Source organism: Nitrosomonas mobilis (assembly GCF_900103035.1).
Lineage (GTDB): Bacteria > Pseudomonadota > Gammaproteobacteria > Burkholderiales > Nitrosomonadaceae > Nitrosomonas > Nitrosomonas mobilis.
In genome coordinates this window covers 1-20,134 of record NZ_FMWO01000065.1, presented here as the reverse complement: position 1 = coordinate 20,134, position 20,134 = coordinate 1, and the positions used below count along the sequence as shown (strand labels likewise).

The following is a 20,134-nucleotide window of genomic DNA, read 5'->3' as shown; positions in this document are numbered from 1 at the left end:
GCCACGTCAAGTAGATCAAAGCCATGCATGAACATTACAAATTAGATGGTGTCTATACTGGAGAGCCTAAATTCAAATATCACGACGAGTTTCAGGCCAGCGCTAAAGAAACCAAAAAGGAAAAAGACTAATGACTACTTTACAAAAAGGATCGATTGGCACCTTGCTGGTAGGTGGGTTGCTGGGTATCGTATTGCTGGCAGTCGTATTTGGTGGAGAAGCGGCGTTATCTACGGAAGAATTCTGCACCAGCTGTCATTCGATGAGTTATCCACAGGAAGAACTCAAGCATTCCACCCACTATGGCGCGCTGGGAGTCAATCCTGGGTGTAAGGACTGCCATATTCCGCAAGGGATAGAGAATTTTCATCTGGCAGTGGCCACTCACATAGTGGATGGCGCCAGAGAGCTGTACCTGGAATTGAAAAATGATTATTCCACGCTGGAGAAATTTGACGAACGCAGATTGATCATGGCACACGATGCACGGATGAATCTCAAAAAATGGGACAGCATCACCTGTCGCACCTGTCACAAAAAACCGAACCCACCGGGAGAGGATGCCCAGGCAGCACACAAGAAAATGGAAACAGAAGGTGCGACCTGCATAGATTGTCACCAGAATCTGGTACATGAAGAAGCGCCAATGACTGATCTGAACGCCAGCCTGGCAGCAGGAAAAATGGTGCTGAAACCAGAAGAGGGTGACGACGAAGACGAAGACGAAGACGAAGATGAAGATGAAGATGAAGATGAAGATGAGGAAGACGAGGATGCAGACACAGAAGAAAGTGAAGCTGCAGATGAATCTTCTGATGAAGACGACGATGATGAGTAAGGCTCATTCTAGTGTGAATTCTAAATCAGAGTTGTAAAGTTTTAATTGAAGCTCGTGAGGCTAGCAGCACTATTTCTTCACGAGCTTCTTGTTTGATGAGTCAGAAGATTTGATACAGAAGTGGCTGATACATTGGTATTAGAGAATTTTATTAAGTGACGAGGATTATTAGTGACGGTTGTTTGTTTGCCAGACGGAACGAGAAAAGAATTTGACTCTCCAGTCACGGTATTTGAGGTCGCTGAATCGATAGGTGCAGGGCTTGCGCGCGCAGCATTGGCTGGGAAAATCAATGGAAAGTTGGTTGACTTGTCAAATGTGATTGATGGTGATTGCGAGCTGACAGTAATAACAGATAAGGATCCGGAAGGACTGGAGATTGTCCGTCATTCAAGCGCACATTTGTTGGCGCACGCGGTTAAGGAATTATTTCCTGATGCGCAGGTTACGATTGGACCGACCATTGAAAATGGTTTTTATTATGATTTTGCCTATAGCAGACCATTTACGCCGGGAGATTTGGCTGCAATTGAGAAAAGAATGCTGGAAATCAGCCGAAGAGGTTTGAAAATCGAACGTAAAGTCTTTGACCGTACAAAAGCAATCGAGTTCTTTAAACAGCAGGGAGAGCTTTATAAAGCAGAAATAATTGATTCGATACCTGGCAACGAAACTGTTTCCTTATACTCTCAAGGAGATTTTACTGATTTGTGTCGTGGCCCCCATGTGCCAACTACGTCAAAACTGAAAGTGTTTAAACTGATGAAAGTAGCTGGTGCTTACTGGCGTGGCGACTCCAATAATGAGATGCTGCAGAGGATCTATGGGACAGCTTGGATAAAAAAAGAACAACAAGACGAGTATCTGCATCTTCTTGAGGAAGCTGAAAAACGTGATCATCGTAAGTTGGGAAAGCAGTTAGGTCTGTTTCATATGCAGGAAGAAGCTCCTGGCATGGTTTACTGGCATCCAAAGGGGTGGATTGTCTGGCAGCAGATCGAGCAATATATGCGTCGTATTTTTAGAGATAATGGTTACCAGGAAATTCGTACGCCTCAAGTTCTGGATAGATCGCTATGGGAGTGTTCGGGACACTGGGAAAATTTTCGGGAACATATGTTCGTTACTGACTCCGAGAATCGGCATTATGCGATCAAACCCATGAATTGCCCAGGACATGTGCAGGTGTTTAATCAGGGCTTGCGTAGCTACCGAGATTTACCCTTGAGGCTTGCTGAATTCGGTTCCTGCCATCGGAATGAAGCGTCCGGTGCCTTGCATGGGATTATGCGAGTGCGCGCTTTTACGCAAGATGATGCCCATATTTTTTGTGAGCAGGAGCAGGTTCAGGATGAAGTAATGCGATTTGTCGATTTGCTGAACTGTGTTTACAAGGATTTTGGTTTCAATGACGTGTTGGTGAGGCTGTCTACCCGCCCGGCTAAAAGAGTGGGTAGCGAAGACCAGTGGAATACTGCCGAGCAAGCATTGCAATCAGCACTGAACCTAAAAAATCTGTCGTGGGAGCTGCAAGTTGGTGAAGGCGCCTTTTATGGTCCTAAAATAGAATTTTCTTTGAAGGATAGTCTTGCTCGTGTTTGGCAATGTGGCACATTACAACTGGATTTTTCCATGCCGGAACGGCTTAATGCCAGTTATGTTGCCGAAAATAACACAAGAAAGACCCCGGTAATGTTACATCGTGCGATCCTGGGTTCCATGGAACGTTTCATTGGTATTCTGATTGAGCATCACGCCGGTGCACTGCCGCTATGGCTTGCCCCGGAGCAGGTGATTGTCTTGAATATTTCCAGAAATCAGTTGGATTACGCGCTGGCAATTGTTTGTAAACTGCAAAGCTGTGGTATTCGTGTCAGCTCAGACTTGAGAAATGAGAAAATTGGCTATAAAATCAGAGAGCATAGTATGCAAAAATTGCCTTATCAGGTTATTGTTGGAGATAAGGAAATGTCTTTGGATGTGATTACGGTCCGAAACAGATCGGGTGAAGATCTGGGATCGATGACTGTGCAGGATTTTATTGGACGTATACAAAAAGAGCAACGTGTTGCGTCGCAAATCTAAGATTTAATTAACTGGAGGAATTACCATAGCTCAGGAAAAGGCTGCTCGAATAAATAGGGATATTTCTGCACCACAGATCCGATTGATCGGGATTGATGGTGAACAGATTGGAATCGTGCCAACTGCCAAAGCGATAGAAATGGCAGAAGATGCGGGGGTTGACCTGGTGGAAATTGCGCCTGGTGCTGAGCCGCCTGTGTGCAGATTAATGGACTACGGAAAATTTCTCTATCAGGAAAGCAAAAAGAAACATGATGCCAAGCTGAAACAAAAGCAGGTGCAGATCAAAGAAATCAAGTTTCGCCCCAATACGGATTCGGGTGACTACAATATAAAAATGCGGAATTTGATTGGCTTCCTGGACGAAGGTGATAAGGTAAAAATCACGCTTCGATTTCGCGGCCGGGAGATGGCGCATCAAGAATTTGGTATCCGGCTGCTGGAACGGGTGAAGGAAGATCTTGATGAGATAGCTGTGGTAGAGCAGTTTCCGAAATTGGAGGGGCGACAAATGGTAATGGTGCTGTCTCCCAAAAAAAAGGACACGAAGCTTACTAAAACTAAGCCAGCTGAGTAGACTAAAAATAATATAAAATACCGGTCAAAGCTGATTATTGGGTTATTATCAGTTTGACTGGTAGTGTGAATATAAATAACAAGTGGTTACTGGGTTTTAAGTTTTCTAATCAGAAACGCCCCGAATCACAACTAATGAGGAGATACGAATGCCAAAAATGAAAACTAAAAAAGGCGCTGCTAAGCGTTTTAAAGTAAGGCCCAGTGGAGAAATTAAACGGTCTCAGGCTTTTAAACGCCATATTCTTACCAAAAAAACAACAAAAAATAAAAGACAATTGAGAGGCACCACTTCAGTTCATGCAAATGACATGGCATCTGTGCGCGCCATGTTACCTTATGCTTAAGGGAGGAAAATAAAATGCCAAGAGTTAAGCGAGGTGTAACTGCACACGCACGACACAAAAAAATTCTCAAGCTGGCTAAGGGTTATCGGGGCCGGCGTAAAAATGTCTATCGGGTAGCAAAGCAGGCTGTCATGAAGGCCGGACAGTATGCCTATCGTGATCGTCGGCAGAAGAAAAGACAGTTCAGGGCATTATGGATAGCGCGGATTAATGCTGCTGCGCGTGAATGTGGTTTGTCGTATAGTGTTTTTATGAATGGTTTGAAAAAAGCAGGAGTTGAGTTGGACCGTAAGGTTCTAGCTGATTTGGCGGTATTCGATAAACTGGCATTTAAGAAAATTACCGAGCAGGCCAAGGTGGGTTTGGCGGTTTGAAGCCTTTTAGTTTATTTCTGATATTGTAAAAACATTCTGAGGTGAATAGAGCGTATTTTGCTTTTTGCTAATAAGTATTTGGAAAATATTTTTCTCGTCTATCAGTAGAAATTGTTGCTTAAAGGGATTGCAGTATCGTTTCTGAGTGCTGGGTACATTTTTTTCAACTTACCCGGACGAGATTTCCAAGGGAGGTCGGATTCAAGCTATTCCGGCCTCTTTTTTTATGAAAAAAGAATTTTGTCACGATGAATAATTTAGAAGAGTTGTTCAATGAAGCGACTGAGTTTCTCGGGAAGGCGGAGAGCATGGCAGAGCTTGAGCAAATTAAAGCTCGTTATTTGGGTAAAGAAGGAAAGCTGACCTTTTTGTTAAAAAATTTGAAAACGATTAGCGTGGTTGAGCGCCCTCTGATGGGTGAGCGTATCAACCTAACGAAGAAAAAACTCGAGGAAGCGATTGTCAGCCGAAGAACATTTTTTCAAGAAAATGCGTTGCTGGCCCGCCTGACGGAAGAAAGTCTCGATATTACATTGCCAGGGAGAGGTTATGGTACGGGTGGCATTCATCCCGTCACAAGAACGCTTAATCGGATCGAATCGTTGTTCCGCTCAATTGGATTTTCCATCGCAACCGGACCAGAGATTGAAACCGATTTTTATAATTTTACCGCATTGAATATCGCTGAGAATCATCCTGCAAGAGCAATGCACGATACATTCTATGTCGATGGTGGTGGGTTGTTACGAACCCATACTTCACCAGTACAAATTCACTACATGGAGAATCATCAGCCACCAATCAAAATTATCGCGCCTGGGCGAGTCTATCGCTGTGATTCAGATGTCACGCATACACCTATGTTTCACCAAATAGAGGGTTTGTGGATCGACGAGGAAGCCAGTTTTGCAAACTTGAAGGGTGTATTAGCGCAATTTATGCAGGGTTTTTTTGAAAGAGAGGATTTGCCGGTCAGATTTCGACCATCCTTTTTTCCTTTTACTGAACCTTCCGCTGAAATGGACATAGGCTGTGTAATGTGTCAAGGCAAGGGTTGCAGAGTATGTGGTAATACCGGTTGGCTAGAGGTGCTCGGTTGTGGCGTGGTGCATCCAGCCGTGTTGAGTCATGTGAATATTGATAGCGAAAAACATATCGGGTTTGCTTTTGGCTTGGGTGTCGAGCGCCTTACTATGCTGCGTTACGGCATCAATGACTTGCGTTTATTCTTTGAGAACGACCTGCGATTTCTAAAGCAGTTTAATTGATTGCTGGATATTAAATACGTGAAATGAGATTTTCTGAAAACTGGCTCAGAACCTTTGTTGACCCGTCGTGTAGCAGTGATGAGCTGGCGCATACTCTGACGATGGCAGGACTGGAGGTGGAAAGTGTGGTTCCTGTCGCGCCGAATTTTCAGCAAGTGGTGGTAGCTGAAGTTATGCGCGTACAGAAACATCCCAATGCAGATCGGCTAAATGTTTGCGAAGTCAATGTTGGCGAACATGCAAGTGAATTTTTATGGATTGTTTGCGGTGCTAATAATGTTAGACCGGGGATGAAGACAGTTTGTGCCCTGATCGGAGCGCAGTTGCCAGGATTGACGATTCGACGGGGTAGTATTCGTGGGGTCGAGTCTTTGGGCATGTTATGTTCTTTCGCAGAGCTCGGATTGAGTGATGGCGCAGCAGAGGGCATCATTGATTTACCTTGTGAGGCACCTGTTGGTCGAAATTTCAGGCAATACTACGCATTGGACGATCGGGTATTTACGCTTAAATTAACGCCCAACCGTGCAGATTGTCTTGGCATGTACGGGATCGCGCGTGAAGTTGCTGCCATTACTGCCTCTCCGTTGACTTTAATGCCGTTATCACCAGCCCAGAGCCAAATTTCAGATACGTTACCTGTCCAGATAGAGGCCCCGGATGCCTGCCCGCTTTACTGTGGGCGTGTGATTACTGGCATTGCTTCAGATCGGCAAATCCCGTCGTGGATGGAGCAACGACTGCAGCGGAGCGGCTTGCGAAAGGTGAATGCTGTAGTAGATATTGTCAATTATGTGCTGCTGGAAACCGGCCAGCCGATGCATGCATTCGATCTTGACAAGATTTCACGCATAGATCAGCAGGCAATAAGCGTACGTTATGCTAAAACAGGCGAACATTTACAGCTTTTAAATGGTACTGACTTACAGTTGGATAGCAACATGCTGATCATTGCCGACCACAAGCAACCACTTGCTTTGGCGGGTATTATGGGGGGCAGTGAAAGTGGAGTCAATCAACTACAAACCAAAGCTATTTTTCTCGAAAGTGCGTTCTTTTCGCCGGCAGCAATCAGTGGGAAATCATTTGGACTGGGATTTACTTCAGATGCAGCTCATCGATTTGAGCGAGGGGTCGATTTTTCTTTGACACGTGCAGCCATAGAGCGAGCAACTACCTTGGTTCTGGAGGTATGTGGCGGCGAGGCTGGGCCTGTGAACGAAGTTAGGCACGATGCATTTCTGCCGCAACGGTGTTCCGTGTGCGTTCGCTTGAAACGTATCAACAGGGTATTGGGTATGCAGTTGGGGATGAATGATGTAGCCGAATACTTTGGTAGATTGGGGTTTGATTTTTCCGTTGAGGGAGATTCATTCAGCATTACGCCTCCTGCCTTCCGATTTGATCTGGCCATTGAAGAGGATTTTATCGAAGAGATTGCCCGTATTCATGGCTATGATCGAATTCCTGCGAGTGTGCCCAAAGCATCCTTGGAAATGCTGCCGGAGCCCGAGACTCAATCAGTATCGATTAAACGGTTGTGTCAGATTTTGGCTGCGCGCGATTATCAGGAAGTGATTAACTATGCGTTTGTGGAAGAGGGATGGGAGGTTGATTTTGCTGGCAGCCATGAAAGTGTGCGGCTAAAAAATCCAATCGCCAGTCACATGAGCGTGATGCGCAGTAGTCTTCTGGGGGGGCTTGTCAGCAATTTGCAGTTTAACTTCAATCGTAAGCAGAATCGAGTCAGGATATTTGAGATTGGGCGTTGCTTTGTGGTAAATAGTTCTGAAGAACGGGAAGTAGAAAATATTGCAGGCTTATGTTTTGGTAGCGCTTTGCCTGAACAATGGGCAGTAAAAAGTCGTGAAATCGATTTTTTTGATGTTAAGGCGGATATAGAATCCTTGTTTGCGCCTAACAAAGTTCTGTTCGAACCCGGCATACACCCAGCTATGCATCCCGGTAAGTCAGCCAGAATCCTGGTTGGTGAAAAATTTGCTGGCTGGTTGGGTGAGCTACATCCGCGTTTATCTGCAAAATATCATTTGCCAAGTGCCGTTGTGTTATTTGAAATCAGGACTGCATCTACCGTCACGCACACGTTGCCAATCATGCGCGCACTGTCGAAATTTCCACCAGTAAGACGCGATATAGCATTTGAGGTGGATACCCAGGTAACTTTGCAAACCATGCTTGACGCGATACTTACATGTAAAGCTGATATCGTTGTCGAGGTTGCGCTATTTGATTTGTATAGTGGAGAAAAACTGATGCCAGGCAAAAAAAGTTTAGCTTTCCGTTTGTTGCTGCAGGATATTGACAAGACTCTCACGGACCAGGAAATAGACCGGGCGGTGAATGACCTGATTGGCATGCTCGCTCATCAGTTTGGAGCGGTGCTCCGCAGCTAAATTGTCCGGTTTGGCGTAAGAGTTCAGGTTCCTGGGTTCCGGGCATAATATATTGGTTACGCGTTTTCTGGATGACGATTTTTTTGTAACAGTTTTAGGGGAAGATGATATGGCGTTAACTAAAGCAGATCTCACCGATTTGTTATTTGAAAATATTGGACTGAATAAGCGTGAAGCCAAGGAAATTGTAGAGGCGTTTTATGACGAAATGCGTGCCGCCTTGCAGGGAGGAGATGGCGTCAAACTATCAGGTTTTGGTAACTTTCAACTGAGATCCAAGCCGGAACGGCCGGGGCGCAATCCAAAAACTGGAGAAGAAATTCCTATTTCTGCCCGGCGGGTAGTGACATTTCACGCCAGTCAGAAACTGAAAACAATGGTTGAAAAGCATTACCATGGACAAGCAAAAACCAAGTGAATCGTTACCACCCATTCCGGCGAAGCGGTATTTTACAATTGGGGAAGTGAGTGAGCTATGCTTGGTTAAACCCCATGTGCTTCGATACTGGGAGCAGGAGTTTACTCAACTCAATCCGATCAAGCGTCGCAATCGTCGCTACTATCAGCATCAGGAGGTAATTCTGATTCGGCGTATACGTGAGTTGCTGTATGATCAGGGCTTTACGATTAATGGTGCGCGCAATCATCTGCCATCAGAAAAGAACGGAGCCACGTTTCTGATGGCAGATGATTCGCCACCCGTATCAGAAATAGCGCTGGTTGCTGTGAAACAGGAAATTAAGGATATTTTGACGTTGTTGCGGGGGGGGGTATAAAGGATCATTTTGTTCCTTGGATTCGTGCAGTAGTAATGAGCTGGCTTTAGTGGATTTGCTATAATTTTATTCTTCGGGGCGTAGCGCAGCCTGGTAGCGTACTTGCATGGGGTGCAAGTGGTCGGAGGTTCAAATCCTCTCGCCCCGACCAAGTGATTCCTGGGTTAAGGGATCTCTAAAAATTTGGAATTCAAAAAAGTCTAGGCTTGAATAAAAACTATTGATACAGTATGCGATTGGTATATGGAGAGACTTTCCCGTGGACAATCAGATATGTTATCGAAATGATTGAAGTGGGAAATATTTTAATAACCTGCTGGCTAATAAAGATTTTTAGATATGTTTTAAATTTATAGGGTTGTTTGTATTCAGTGTTTTTTCAATTAAGTAATTAATTATCCTAGAGTTTTTAAATGCGCATTCTGCTCAGTAATGATGACGGGTATTTTGCGCCAGGTATTGCCCACCTCGCCGAAGCACTGTCCACTATCGCTGAAATTACGGTAGTTGCACCTGAGCGTGACCGTAGCGGGGCCAGTAACTCACTGACACTTGATCGTCCGCTGTCTTTGCGTCGTTCACATAACGGTTTCTACTATGTCAACGGTACGCCAACAGACTGTGTTCATCTGGCTGTAACTGGCATGCTGGAAGGACTTCCCGATATGGTGATTTCTGGTGTAAACGATGGTGCCAATATGGGTGATGATACTATTTATTCTGGAACGGTGGCAGCGGCCACGGAAGGCTTTCTGCTGGGCATTCCTTCCATAGCAGTATCCATGGTTAGTGTATCGCGCGGTAATTTTGCAACTGCAGCCAGAGTGGCGCTGGATCTCGTCAAGCATTACCTGGATAACAAATTTCATGTGCCAATTTTGCTGAACGTCAATGTGCCAGATATTCCTTATGATCAACTAGCTGGTATGGAAGTCACTCGGTTAGGTCGTCGCCATAAAGCTGAGTCTACTATTAAATCCCTGACTCCGCGTGGAGAAACAGTCTACTGGGTGGGAGCTGCTGGTGGGGCGCAGGACGCTGGTGAAGGTACCGATTTTTTTGCCGTGCAGAGAAACCGGGTATCGATGACGCCGTTGCAGATTGATTTGACTCACTATGATCAGATTGACTTTGCTAAAACCTGGGTAGGACAATGACCAGGATCAAATATTTTTGATGGACAACAGACATTGTGCTTGTTCACCGAGTATTTATGCGTTTGATTGGTAGGCGTTTCCTGTCTTACTATAGGCGTGCCTCTTTGTTACCTAAATCCTGCGATGGGGTGAGCTGGTGAGTGTGTATCATTCAGGAATTGGCATGACTTCGCAGAGAACGCGGATTCGTATGATCGAGCGCTTGCGGGAGCAGGGAATAATCGATGAGTTCGTGCTTAACGCGATGAATATCGTACCCCGGCATCTTTTTGTGGAAGCGGCACTGGCTTCTCGGGCTTATGAAGATGTTTCTTTGCCAATTAATTTTGGACAAACCATATCAAGCCCATGGACTGTCGCGCGCATGACTGCGCTACTGCGAGAAAAAGCCAAGCATCCATTGGAGAAAGTACTTGAAATTGGGACGGGTTGTGGTTATCAAACGGCAATTCTCTCCAGGATTGCCCGTGAAGTCTATTCGATTGAACGTATCGGTCCATTATTGACTCGAACCAGAATTCGTTTGCTTAAGATGGGCGTTCGTAATGTTTTTCTTAGACACGCTGATGGAATGCTTGGTCTGCCTGAGGCAGGGCCATATAATGGCATTATATTAACGGCGTTTATTCGGGAAATTCCCGAAGCATTGCTTGGTCAGCTGTCTATTGGCGGGCGAGTGGTTTTTCCAAGGGGAGACCGTAAACAGCATCTGTGTCTGATAGAGCATACTACGGAGGGCTTTGTAGAATCCGTGTTGGATGAAGTGATGTTTGTGCCGATGTTACCGGGAACTGTTAATCGGTAGATATCGTATTTGTTGAGTTCGGTGAATCAATCGAACGGGATAACTAAATTTTGCATCAGGTAATTTTACAAATCGATTTGAGGTGTTCAGTCCAATGAAATTGATTTTCCCGTTGATCGTTGTGCTGTTGAGTGCTTGCGCATCGACGCCATATCCGGTCCCGGTCGTCGAGCGGCAGATTGGACGCGATGCGTCTTCACCTGGTTTGCACCAGTTTGATGGTAGACGCCTTCATGTAGTTCAGCATGGTGACACACTGTACGGCATTGCGCGCAGATATGGCATTGATTCCTATCAGCTGGCGCAGATGAATGGAATCACGGACCCCGGTCAGCTCAGAATTGGCCAGGAACTTTTGCTGTCTGTCTCAGACCGTCATGAAGCGCCCGGCGATATTTCAGTCAGCAATGAACCACGTATTTTTGCTGTTACAAGCCCTGATGATCAGGTGTTCAATACGGTCGCGCCTGGCGTTACCTATGCACCTTCAGCAACACTCAAAACGGAACCCAAAGGAGTTATGCTGCCTTATTCCGAGGCTGCGCGTGAACAGCTTGCATCTTCCCGGACAGGACAACCATATGAAAAAGTGACGATCAGCAACCCTGGTGTTGACAACAGAGATACGAAGAAGCCTGTTGGTAGCAAAAAAATCGGGGGTATTGATTGGATCTGGCCAACCGATGGGCGTATTCAGGATAATTTTTCAGAGAAATCAAGAGGTGTGGGTATCGCGGGCGGTGCTAATCAATCCGTACATGCATCGGCGTCAGGCACGGTAGTCTATAGCGGCAGTGGGTTGCGGGGTTATGGCAATCTGGTGATCATCAAGCATGATGATACCTATCTTAGCGCTTATGGACATAACAGCAGAGTGTTGGTTCAGGAAGGTGACCGGGTGGTTCGTGGGCAGAAAATTGCAGAAATGGGTCAAACCGATAACGGTTCTACAAAGCTTCATTTTGAGATACGCAAGCAGGGTCAGCCGGTCAATCCTTTGGAATTCCTGCCGGCTCGCTGACCAGTTTGTGCAGTGTTGACCTATTCAGTCCAGCCAGATTTGGCAGTACCAATGTTGCTTCACTGAAATCCTGTAATTGGGTATATTCGCTGCTGGTGACGACTGTTTTGATCCCTGCAGCCAGAGCTGAGCGCAGCCCGTTCGCAGAGTCCTCAATCGCAATGCAATGTTCTGCGGATACACCTAACTGGTCCATCACCCACAGATAAATATCCGGTGCCGGTTTCTTGTGGGGTACGATATCGCCCGCGCCAATCACGTCGAACCAATCAGGTGAGCCAATGCCCAGCGTGCTTTCAAGCAGGGCGGTGACATTTTCCGGAGTCGTTGTGGTGGCAATGGCCACTTTGATGCCGTCCGTGCGTAATTGTCGAATGAGATTTTCCACTCCCGGCCTCAGTTTAATTTTCCCCTTATTCAGTAAAGTCAGAAAATGACCAGTTTTAGTACGGTGCAAATCTGCAATCCACTGGTCAAGATTGTCCTGCGGTGGAAATGCTGGTTGGTAATGTTGCAAGAAATGGCGAATACGCTCTTTGCCGCCAGTGATTTCCAGCAGCTCTCCATAAAGTGTGACATCCCAGTGCCAGTCAAGGCCATAATCCTTGAATGCCTGATTGAAGGCTACGCGATGACCATCGCGTTCCGTGTCGGCGAGTGTGCCGTCAACATCGAACAAAACTGCTGCTAGTGTCATGATTGATAAATATAACCGTTAATTGGAAGAGTGACGATGACCGGCACGCTGCAAACGATCCGCAATTGCCAGCCATTCAGCCCCTTCTGGCACCTCTTCGGTGATCAGGCAAGCAAGGCCCTGTTGATCGAGAGCCCGCAGGGTGGTATATAGTTGTCTAGCGTAATCTTGCGGATTATCCGGCATCAAAACGCAGTGTACGTTTTTTTTTGCTGTAAATAAAGCCTGAAGTTTCTGGCTGTGAATGAGCAGACCAATACGCAGTCCTTGCTGCAGCAGGGTATCGAGGTAGTTGATCAGCGATGAGTCGTCCAGAGTTTTCAGGGGAGTGACTGGCGCGTAATGAGATGCGAGTGAACCTGAAGCCTTGATAGTAGTTTGTGCGGTTCCTGTGGAGAGGTTGCATTTGATGACCTGTTCGATATCGGTATGGAGAATGCCGCCCGGGCGCAATAATTGGGGGAAATGACCGATACAACTGATGATCGTGCTCTCCACTCCGACGGCGCAGGCTCCACCGTCGAGTATCATGCCAAGCTGGTTGCCGAAATCTGCTTCGACATGGCTGGCGAGCGTCGGACTGATATGGCCGAAGTGGTTTGCTGACGGCGCCGCCAGGGCCTTGTGCGGACCCAGGGCGGCCAGCAATGCCAATGCAAGCGGATGCTTTGGGATACGTAGTCCGACCGTATCCTGTCCACCAGTGACACTTAATGGTACATGCGCGCTTTTGTGCAATATCAGAGTAAGCGGTCCTGGCCAGAAGTGTTCGGCAAGTAACCAGGCATAATCTGGTATATTCTCAGCCCAGTAGTCAAGATCAGCAAGATGAGCAAAATGGACGATCAGTGGATGGTTTTTTGGTCTGCCCTTGACCGAGAACAGTTTTTCGATTGCTGCCGCTTGCGAGATTTCTGCGCCCAGCCCATAAACTGTCTCAGTTGGAAATGCGACCAGTTCGCCGCGATTCAGGCGGGTTGCTGCTTGTACGATCCTGCTAGATGAGCCGTTTGACGGTGATGTCAAAATAATTCCTATGTCATGATGAATTGATCTGTCGTGATTACCGCGAGAAAGGTTGACAAGTAAACAAGTCGGAAGAAGCTACTAACCTCATTTCTGGATATACGCCCTATCTGTGCGATAATTTGCTTTTATTGACCGTGGATTATAATTGCTATGTATAAGTCTATCGAGAATTTTGTTGGTCATACGCCTCTAGTCAGACTCAAGCGTATTCCGGGACAGACTAGCAACGTCATTCTGGCCAAACTGGAAGGCAACAATCCTGCTGGTTCAGTTAAGGACCGGCCGGCTTTTTCGATGATCATGCGCGCGCAGCAGCGCGGCAAAATCAAACCGGGTGATACGCTGATCGAAGCAACCAGCGGTAATACTGGCATCGCGCTGGCCATGACTGCGGCGATGATGGGTTACAGGATGATTCTGGTGATGCCGGAGAATCAGAGTATCGAGCGTCGCCAGGCCATGGCGGCATTTGGGGCGGAGATCATTCTGACACCGAAAGAGGGTAGCATGGAGCAGGCCAGAGATGTGGCCGAACAGTTGCGCGCGCAAGGCGGGGGCGTGATTCTGGATCAGTTTGCCAATCCGGACAATCCGCTGGCGCATTATGAAGGAACTGCGCCAGAAATCTGGCAGGATACGGAAGGAGGTATTACCCATTTTGTCAGCAGCATGGGCACCACTGGCACGATCATGGGGTGCGGACGTTTTTTTCGCGAAAAAAAACCTGATATTGAAATCATCGGTGTGCAACCGGAAGAAGGAGCGCAGATCCCTGGTATCCGCAAGTGGCCGCAGGCTTATCTTCCTGAAATTTATGATCCTGCGCGGGTTGACCGCATTCTGCTGGTTTCACAAATGGAAGCAGAAGCCATGACCCGGCGCCTCGCGCGGGAAGAAGGTCTTTTTACCGGTATTTCCTCTGGTGGAGCGCTGGTGGCCGCAATGCGGGTTGCCGAGCAGGTCAGTGATGCTGTCGTCGTTTTTATTGCATGCGACCGGGGGGACCGCTATCTTTCTACCGGTGTGTTTGCTACTGAAAGCACATAAACCTGAACTCGAGCTGGCATGAATGATGGCAGTGATGCAAGCCGAATTATCCGTTGCCCGCTGCGCACTCTTCATGCTACTACTACTGCTCCCGCCCATGGGAAACGCGGTTTCTCGCTTTGTTTTTACGCTGGATGAAATCAGTCATCCTGTTTTCAACGTGCGTACACTTCAATTTGATCTTGTCGCCGGCCCGCAGGGCAAACAGCTCGAAATCGATATCGGCGAGGTTGCTATCAAAAACAGGATATGGCGTCATCTGAAGTTGCAATGCCAGGATTTTCAACTGACCCGTCACGAGATTGCCTGTGATGCAGGCAGATTACGTATTGCAGGCAAAATCCTGCCAGTAACCTTTCGTTATGCACTGGATCCGCAGCGACTCTTGCTGACTGTCAAGCCAGGTGCAGATGAAAGCTGGCGCCTTGCGCTCAACTGGCAAAATTCGATCTGGCAGGCACGCCTGCAAATCAGTAACGGCAGCAACAGTCTTATGGCAGGTTGGTTACCACAAGACGAACACTGGCCGCAGCTGCAGGCTGGCAGTCTCAATGGTGTGATCGATATGGCCGGACGTGAAAGCGAGATTGCGACATGGGCAGCGAATCTGGAAGTCAGGGCATTGGCATTCAGCGATGCCCAGGGGCTACACGCCGGTGAGCGTGTGGTGTTACGGCTTGATGCGCGCGCAACGCAGAAAAAAGCTGCCTGGCACTGGCAGGGAACGCTTGTCTGGCCCAGTGGCGAGATATTCTGGCAGCCTTTCTATTTCGAAGGTGCAGGCCAGCAATTGACAGTCGGCGGTATGCTTTATAACGACAGGCTTGTCGTGGAACAGAGCGCATTGCAAATGAACGGTATTGGGACAATCCATTTTGCGGGTGAAATCGACAGGATAGGTCAGCGACTCGGAAAAATAAGCCTGCAGGCAGAAGAACTGGAACTGAGTACGCTATTTTCAAGCATCATTCAGCCACTGACGGTGGATACCGCATTGGCCGAGACCGCTGCCAGGGGGAAGCTTGATATCGACTGGTGTTATCAGGATGGAGATACGCAGTCACTGGTGCTTAAGCTGCAGGATGTTGCGCTGACCGATACACAAGGGCGATTTGCGGTTACCGGTGTCAATGCGCTGATTCCTTGGCACAGCAACCAGACTGCTCAAGGAAACATTCAGCTTGCTTCCGGTGAAATTCTGCACATTCCTTTGGGAGAAATGGAGACTATTTTTATGACCCATGCACACGGGTTCAGTGTGCTAAATTTGACTGTGCCGGTACTGGATGGGGGAATCGCGGTGGAAAATCTGGAGGTGAAAAAGGCATCAGCCGGGTGGCAGTGGCGCTTCAATGGCAAGCTTCTGCCTGTGTCGATGGAGAAATTGACAGGGGTGCTAGAAGTGACGCCCATGTTTGGCAACCTGTCCGGCATTGTTCCGCAGATGGCCTATGCGGATGGCGTGATGACGATGGAGGGTGTACTAGTATTTGAAATATTCGATGGGGTGGCCATTGCCAGAAACCTGACGTTCATCGAGCCGCTTGGCCGTGCTCCGCATTTGCTGCTAGATGTCGGGATGCATCATATCGATCTTGATCTGCTGACGCGTGCCTATTCATTCGGCAATATGCAGGGTCGCATTGATGTTGAGATTAATGACATCGAACTGGTGAACTGGCAGCCGGTAAAATTCGATGCGCGGCTCGTCAGCAGCCCGGGCAGCTACAGGAAGCGGATCAGCCAGGCGGCTGTTCAGAATCTTACTACCTTGGGAGGGGATTCGGCAGCCAGTGTGATTCAAAGAAGTTTTCTACAGTTTTTTAAGGATTTTGGTTATAAAAAAATTGGCTGGCGCTGTCGGCTGCATGGCAATATTTGCCAGATGGGCGGTATCGAAGCTACCGATCCTGCCCAACATGCTTTTAATCAGACAGAAGATTACGTGCTGGTGCAGGGAAGTGGTATTCCTGCCATTACTATCACGGGTTATAATCGGCTGGTCGATTGGCGCGAACTGGTCAAACGGCTGAATCATGCCATCGAGAGCGGAAGTCCCACGATCCACTGAAACAACAAAATGAAGAACAATTTTAAGCTACTGCCAATATTGCTGACCGGTCTTGCTTTATCGGCGTGTGTCACTATTAACATTTATTTTCCGGCAGCAGCTGCAGAGAAAGCGGCTGACAGGATCATCGAGGAAGTGTGGCAGATCGAAGGCGCTGCCCGCAATGATAATAAATCGCAGAAATCTGAAAAACCCGTGGAAGGAATCCGGCCATGATGATTTTGTCTGGTCATTTACATTTTGAGAGAGTGCATCCATGTATCTAGCCATATTCCGATCATTGTCGCTTTTTTTGTTATTCCTGCCGATCACAGGTCATGCACAGAATGCCAACATTGAAATCGATACGCCCGCCATTGCAAGTCTGGAGCAGAGCATGCAGCGACGCCATGCCCAGTTACAGCCATATTACGATAACGGCGCGGTTGGTCTCACGCGCGATGGGTCGGTTGCGCTACGCGATGCGAATTCCGTACCGCTGGCTGTTCGACAATCGGTCAATGCACTGGTAGCCGCAGAAAATCAGGATCGCAGCGCGCTGTATCGTGAGATTGCCCGCGCCAACAGTCATCCCGAATGGGAAAAGGATATTCGCAGTACCTTCAGTCAGCGCTGGATTTCACTGGCAAGGCCGGGCTGGTGGTATCAGCAGGCGGACGGCTCATGGCGTCAGAAATAAATACCCGATCGACTTAACCCTTAAACAGGATTATTGACTGTGTCTACTTTAATGAACACCTATTCACGGCTGCCGGTCACCTTTGTCAGGGGTGAGGGTGTGTGGTTGTGGGACGATCAGAACGTCCGTTATCTGGATGCACTATCTGGTATCGCGGTTTGTGGACTGGGCCATTGTCATCCGGCACTGACCCGTGCGATATGCGAACAGGCTGCTACTCTGGTGCATACATCCAATCTTTATCATGTCAAAAACCAGGAATTGCTGGCTGACCGGCTGACCAGTCTGTCCGGTCTCGACAAGGTATTTTTTTGCAATTCTGGCGCGGAAGCCAATGAAGCTGCCATCAAACTGGCGCGCCTGCATGGACACAATCGAGGGATAGATCTGCCGACGATCATTGTCATGGAGCGTTCTTTTCATGGTCGTACTATGGCAACCCTGACGGCAACCGGCAACCGTAAAACCCAGGCAGGTTTTGAACCGCTGCTGACTGGGTTTGTGCGCGCGCCTTACGATGATTTGGCTGCAGTGGAGCAAATTGCGGCCAATAATCAAAATGTCGTTGCCATCCTGCTCGAAACCTATCAGGGGGAAGGTGGCGTTAATTTCCCCCAAGCGAATTATCTGCAAGGTTTGCGCCAGATATGCGATCAGCGTGACTGGTTGTTGATGCTCGATGAAGTGCAGTGTGGGCTGGGCAGAACCGGTACATGGTTTGCCTTTCAGCACAGCCAGATTCTACCGGATGTTATGACGTTGGCAAAAGGACTGGGTTCTGGAATGCCAATTGGAGCCTGTCTTGCTAGCGGCCAAGCCGCAGATGTTTTCCAGCCCGGCAACCATGCTTCCACCTTTGGCGGTAATCCCCTCGCCTGTAAGGCAGCGCTGGCCACGCTGGAAGTGATTGAGCAGGAGGGATTGCTTGCCAACGCAATAACCATCGGTGAATTCATGCGTGCACAGTTTAAGCAGCACTTGCAGAAATGGCAGGATGTGCTGAAAATCAGAGGACAGGGACTCATGATGGGCATTGAATTGCCGATTCCTTGTGGCGAGCTGGTGCATGAAGCACTGCAGCAGCATTTGTTGATCAATGTGACATCTGAAAAAGTGGTTCGCCTGCTGCCCGCGCTGACCATGCGTCAAGATGAGGCCGAACAGGTTGTGGCCGGGGTGTCCGCAATCATAGACCGGTTCCTGACCGCACGCTCATGATTGGAACTCTCAACAAGCTTACCAGCAACAAAAAAACCGATTCTTGATCTGCAATTGCAGGCTCATGGTTCTATTTTTCGGCATACCATTAATGATCAGCAAGAAACTGCTGAACATTCTGCGTAATCCTCGCCATCACGGGGTCGGTGATGGTTTTCCGGTGCGAACGCTGTTTTCCTATCCCACGTTCGGGGAAATACTCGGCCCGTTTTTATTGCTCGATTATGCCGGGCCGATGGAGTTTCTACCAGCAGCGAGGCGTCTGGGCGTGGGGGAACATCCGCATCGTGGTTTTGAAGCGGTGACGATAGTTTATGCAGGAGAGGTCGAACGCCGTGATTCCTCAGGCGGCGGTGGCATTATTGGTCCGGGTGACGTGCAGTAAATGACAGCCGCGTCTGGCGTGGTACATGAGAAATTTCACAGCAGCCGTTTTGCGCAACAGGGTGGTTTGCTGGAGCTAGTGCAGCTTTGGGTCAATCTGCCCGCCAGGGATAAAATGTTTTTGCCACGTTACCAGAGTATTCTGCGCAACCAGATTCCAGTAGTAAAACTGCCGGGTGACTGTGGCAGTGTGCGCGTTATTGCTGGAGAGTTTTTCGGAATGAAGGGGCCTGCCCATACATTTACACCGGTTCATGTATGGGACCTGCGATTGGCAAGCGATCAGCCATTTGAACTGAAGGTTCCTGAACATTACACCACGGCACCGGTGGTACTCAAAGGAGTAGCGCACATTGACGCCGAATCCGCAATCGAGACGTGCGCGAAGCGATGGGCATGAACGAGAATGAAGGTGGGAATGAAAATTGTAAGCTGGTACATACAATGGGGGGCGCGGGATCGATGGCCGGGTCGATCTTGCACGTTATTTTTCTGGCTATGCGAGCATTTATGGTATGGTTTCGACAGCAGTCTGCCGGATGGCAGCGGCTGGACGGCGTCTTTTTGGAAATCCGATTTTGTCGCGTCTACCGGTTCCTGCAAGTATTTCGGCACCTGCTGCCATGGCCGGTCGACCCGGTTGTATCGAGCATGTCGCGAATAGCCGTGGAAGCCGTCATCGAAGCACCGCCGCACCGCACAAATTCGTGCTTTGCGTGAGGTATGCGATATGGGGTGGCAGCATGCAGTCGCCCCCGGGGCATCGATGAAACCGATCCCCCTTTTGCGGTACTGCCGCGCGGCGAAGGCGTAGTGCTTTGTGGAGATTTCAACTGCCCGCCAGGCTCGCGGAACTGACTCTGTTGGCCGCGTCATCATCCCGAAACCCTGGAGATCCTTCTGTCTTGGTTCCTCCTGCGTTACAGGATGCTTGGTCAATTGCCCATCCCGGGCTGACGCATACTCCAATCGTCGGTGTGCACGAAACGAGCTTCACCACAGAGCCGTCCACTTATGAACTGCTTCTTCGTAAGCATCAATATTGCATTGAGGGTGCATGACATTTCAGTCGACATGCAAATCGCTGCTTCCGACCATCAACCCGTGATACTGGAATTGTGTTGAAACAAAAAACGGGGAATCCATACGTATCCACCTACCACACGAATGCCGGGAAATGCATTCACTATGAACGACACCGGTCGAGAAAGACCATCCTGCGAATTCCGGTTCAACCTGGACACGCATTCCACGGCAAACTGGACAGCCATTCCAGAGCAAACTGGACACTGATTCCACGTCAAACTGGACAGTGAAATTAGAGACGTAGCGGTACGCGGGATAACCG

Annotated in this window: 24 protein-coding genes, 1 tRNA gene and 1 pseudogene; 24 read left to right on the top strand and 2 right to left on the bottom strand. The window is 48.3% G+C overall.

Features of this window, described 5'->3' with window-relative positions:
* Positions 1-14 precede the first annotated feature (14 nt).
* The 14 genes and pseudogenes from NSMM_RS11375 to NSMM_RS11310 all read left to right on the top strand — a co-directional run.
* Positions 15-131 (top strand): annotated as a pseudogene (locus NSMM_RS11375) (cytochrome C554); the annotation flags it as partial.
* Entirely contained in the window at positions 131-838 is a 708-nt protein-coding gene (locus tag NSMM_RS11370) for a NapC/NirT family cytochrome c (RefSeq protein ID WP_090287549.1), read from the top strand. The pseudogene NSMM_RS11375 and the gene NSMM_RS11370, both read left to right, overlap by 1 nt.
* A gap of 171 nt (positions 839-1,009) precedes the next feature.
* Complete coding sequence (gene thrS / locus NSMM_RS11365; RefSeq protein ID WP_090287547.1) at positions 1,010-2,923, top strand: threonine--tRNA ligase; 1,914 nt, start codon at positions 1,010-1,012, stop codon at positions 2,921-2,923.
* Positions 2,924-2,942: 19 nt separating this feature from the next.
* Positions 2,943-3,500: a translation initiation factor IF-3 gene (infC, locus tag NSMM_RS11360; protein ID WP_425412374.1), complete on the top strand. Its 558-nt coding sequence runs from the start codon at positions 2,943-2,945 to the stop codon at positions 3,498-3,500.
* A 148-nt stretch (positions 3,501-3,648) separates the two neighbouring features.
* Positions 3,649-3,846, top strand: coding sequence for a 50S ribosomal protein L35 (gene rpmI, locus NSMM_RS11355; RefSeq protein ID WP_090287544.1), 198 nt, complete (start codon positions 3,649-3,651; stop codon positions 3,844-3,846).
* Positions 3,847-3,860: 14 nt separating this feature from the next.
* The gene (rplT, locus tag NSMM_RS11350) at positions 3,861-4,220 is read left to right on the top strand and encodes a 50S ribosomal protein L20 (RefSeq protein WP_090287543.1); all 360 of its coding nucleotides are present in this window, start codon (positions 3,861-3,863) and stop codon (positions 4,218-4,220) included.
* A gap of 248 nt (positions 4,221-4,468) precedes the next feature.
* Positions 4,469-5,488: a phenylalanine--tRNA ligase subunit alpha gene (pheS, locus tag NSMM_RS11345; RefSeq protein WP_090287541.1), complete on the top strand. Its 1,020-nt coding sequence runs from the start codon at positions 4,469-4,471 to the stop codon at positions 5,486-5,488.
* Between the two features lie 23 nt (positions 5,489-5,511).
* Complete coding sequence (gene pheT, locus NSMM_RS11340) at positions 5,512-7,902, top strand: phenylalanine--tRNA ligase subunit beta (RefSeq protein ID WP_090287540.1); 2,391 nt, start codon at positions 5,512-5,514, stop codon at positions 7,900-7,902.
* Between the two features lie 109 nt (positions 7,903-8,011).
* Complete coding sequence (locus NSMM_RS11335) at positions 8,012-8,320, top strand: integration host factor subunit alpha (RefSeq protein WP_090287551.1); 309 nt, start codon at positions 8,012-8,014, stop codon at positions 8,318-8,320.
* Complete coding sequence (locus tag NSMM_RS11330) at positions 8,298-8,678, top strand: MerR family transcriptional regulator (protein WP_090287538.1); 381 nt, start codon at positions 8,298-8,300, stop codon at positions 8,676-8,678. Before NSMM_RS11335 ends, NSMM_RS11330 begins: the two co-directional genes overlap by 23 nt.
* A 74-nt stretch (positions 8,679-8,752) precedes the next feature.
* A tRNA-Pro gene (locus NSMM_RS11325) sits at positions 8,753-8,829 on the top strand.
* 262 nt (positions 8,830-9,091) lie between these two features.
* Entirely contained in the window at positions 9,092-9,835 is a 744-nt protein-coding gene (gene surE, locus NSMM_RS11320) for a 5'/3'-nucleotidase SurE (RefSeq protein WP_090287536.1), read from the top strand.
* A 136-nt stretch (positions 9,836-9,971) separates the two neighbouring features.
* Positions 9,972-10,640, top strand: coding sequence for a protein-L-isoaspartate(D-aspartate) O-methyltransferase (locus NSMM_RS11315; protein WP_090287534.1), 669 nt, complete (start codon positions 9,972-9,974; stop codon positions 10,638-10,640).
* Positions 10,641-10,734: 94 nt separating this feature from the next.
* A complete protein-coding gene (locus tag NSMM_RS11310) occupies positions 10,735-11,661 on the top strand; it encodes a peptidoglycan DD-metalloendopeptidase family protein (protein ID WP_090287532.1) in 927 nt (308 codons plus the stop codon).
* Here the strand turns inward: NSMM_RS11310 and NSMM_RS11305 are convergent.
* Both NSMM_RS11305 and NSMM_RS11300 read right to left on the bottom strand, forming a co-directional pair.
* Positions 11,630-12,358 carry an HAD family hydrolase gene (locus NSMM_RS11305; RefSeq protein ID WP_090287530.1) on the bottom strand — a complete coding sequence of 243 codons (729 nt, stop codon included), beginning with the start codon at positions 12,356-12,358 and terminating at the stop codon, positions 11,630-11,632. The genes NSMM_RS11310 and NSMM_RS11305 overlap by 32 nt on opposite strands.
* Before the next feature lie 18 nt (positions 12,359-12,376).
* Positions 12,377-13,384, bottom strand: a complete 1,008-nt coding sequence (locus tag NSMM_RS11300) for an L-threonylcarbamoyladenylate synthase (RefSeq protein WP_090287528.1) — start codon at positions 13,382-13,384, stop codon at positions 12,377-12,379.
* A gap of 153 nt (positions 13,385-13,537) precedes the next feature.
* Between NSMM_RS11300 and cysM the strand changes: the two genes are divergently transcribed.
* The 10 genes from cysM (at position 13,538) to NSMM_RS16165 (ending at position 20,102) form a co-directional block, all read left to right on the top strand.
* The gene (gene cysM / locus NSMM_RS11295; RefSeq protein WP_090287526.1) at positions 13,538-14,434 is read left to right on the top strand and encodes a cysteine synthase CysM; all 897 of its coding nucleotides are present in this window, start codon (positions 13,538-13,540) and stop codon (positions 14,432-14,434) included.
* 25 nt (positions 14,435-14,459) lie between these two features.
* Positions 14,460-16,505, top strand: a complete 2,046-nt coding sequence (locus tag NSMM_RS11290; RefSeq protein ID WP_090287524.1) for a hypothetical protein — start codon at positions 14,460-14,462, stop codon at positions 16,503-16,505.
* Positions 16,506-16,514: 9 nt separating this feature from the next.
* Entirely contained in the window at positions 16,515-16,721 is a 207-nt protein-coding gene (locus NSMM_RS11285) for a hypothetical protein (RefSeq protein ID WP_090287522.1), read from the top strand.
* A 40-nt stretch (positions 16,722-16,761) separates the two neighbouring features.
* Entirely contained in the window at positions 16,762-17,184 is a 423-nt protein-coding gene (locus NSMM_RS11280; RefSeq protein ID WP_090287519.1) for a YdbL family probable chaperone protein, read from the top strand.
* 39 nt (positions 17,185-17,223) lie between these two features.
* On the top strand, positions 17,224-18,402 hold the full coding sequence (locus NSMM_RS11275) for an aspartate aminotransferase family protein (RefSeq protein ID WP_245654782.1): 1,179 nt from the start codon (positions 17,224-17,226) through the stop codon (positions 18,400-18,402).
* A 91-nt stretch (positions 18,403-18,493) separates the two neighbouring features.
* A complete protein-coding gene (locus tag NSMM_RS16880) occupies positions 18,494-18,787 on the top strand; it encodes a pirin family protein (RefSeq protein ID WP_342671790.1) in 294 nt (97 codons plus the stop codon).
* Entirely contained in the window at positions 18,788-19,186 is a 399-nt protein-coding gene (locus NSMM_RS16875; protein WP_342671789.1) for a pirin family protein, read from the top strand.
* Positions 19,183-19,506, top strand: coding sequence for a hypothetical protein (locus tag NSMM_RS11265; RefSeq protein ID WP_143001937.1), 324 nt, complete (start codon positions 19,183-19,185; stop codon positions 19,504-19,506). The genes NSMM_RS16875 and NSMM_RS11265 overlap by 4 nt, the downstream gene beginning before the upstream one ends.
* Before the next feature lie 98 nt (positions 19,507-19,604).
* A complete protein-coding gene (locus NSMM_RS16170; protein WP_218121100.1) occupies positions 19,605-19,847 on the top strand; it encodes a hypothetical protein in 243 nt (80 codons plus the stop codon).
* 57 nt (positions 19,848-19,904) lie between these two features.
* Positions 19,905-20,102, top strand: a complete 198-nt coding sequence (locus tag NSMM_RS16165; RefSeq protein WP_218121099.1) for a hypothetical protein — start codon at positions 19,905-19,907, stop codon at positions 20,100-20,102.
* The last annotated feature ends 32 nt before the right edge of the window (positions 20,103-20,134 follow it).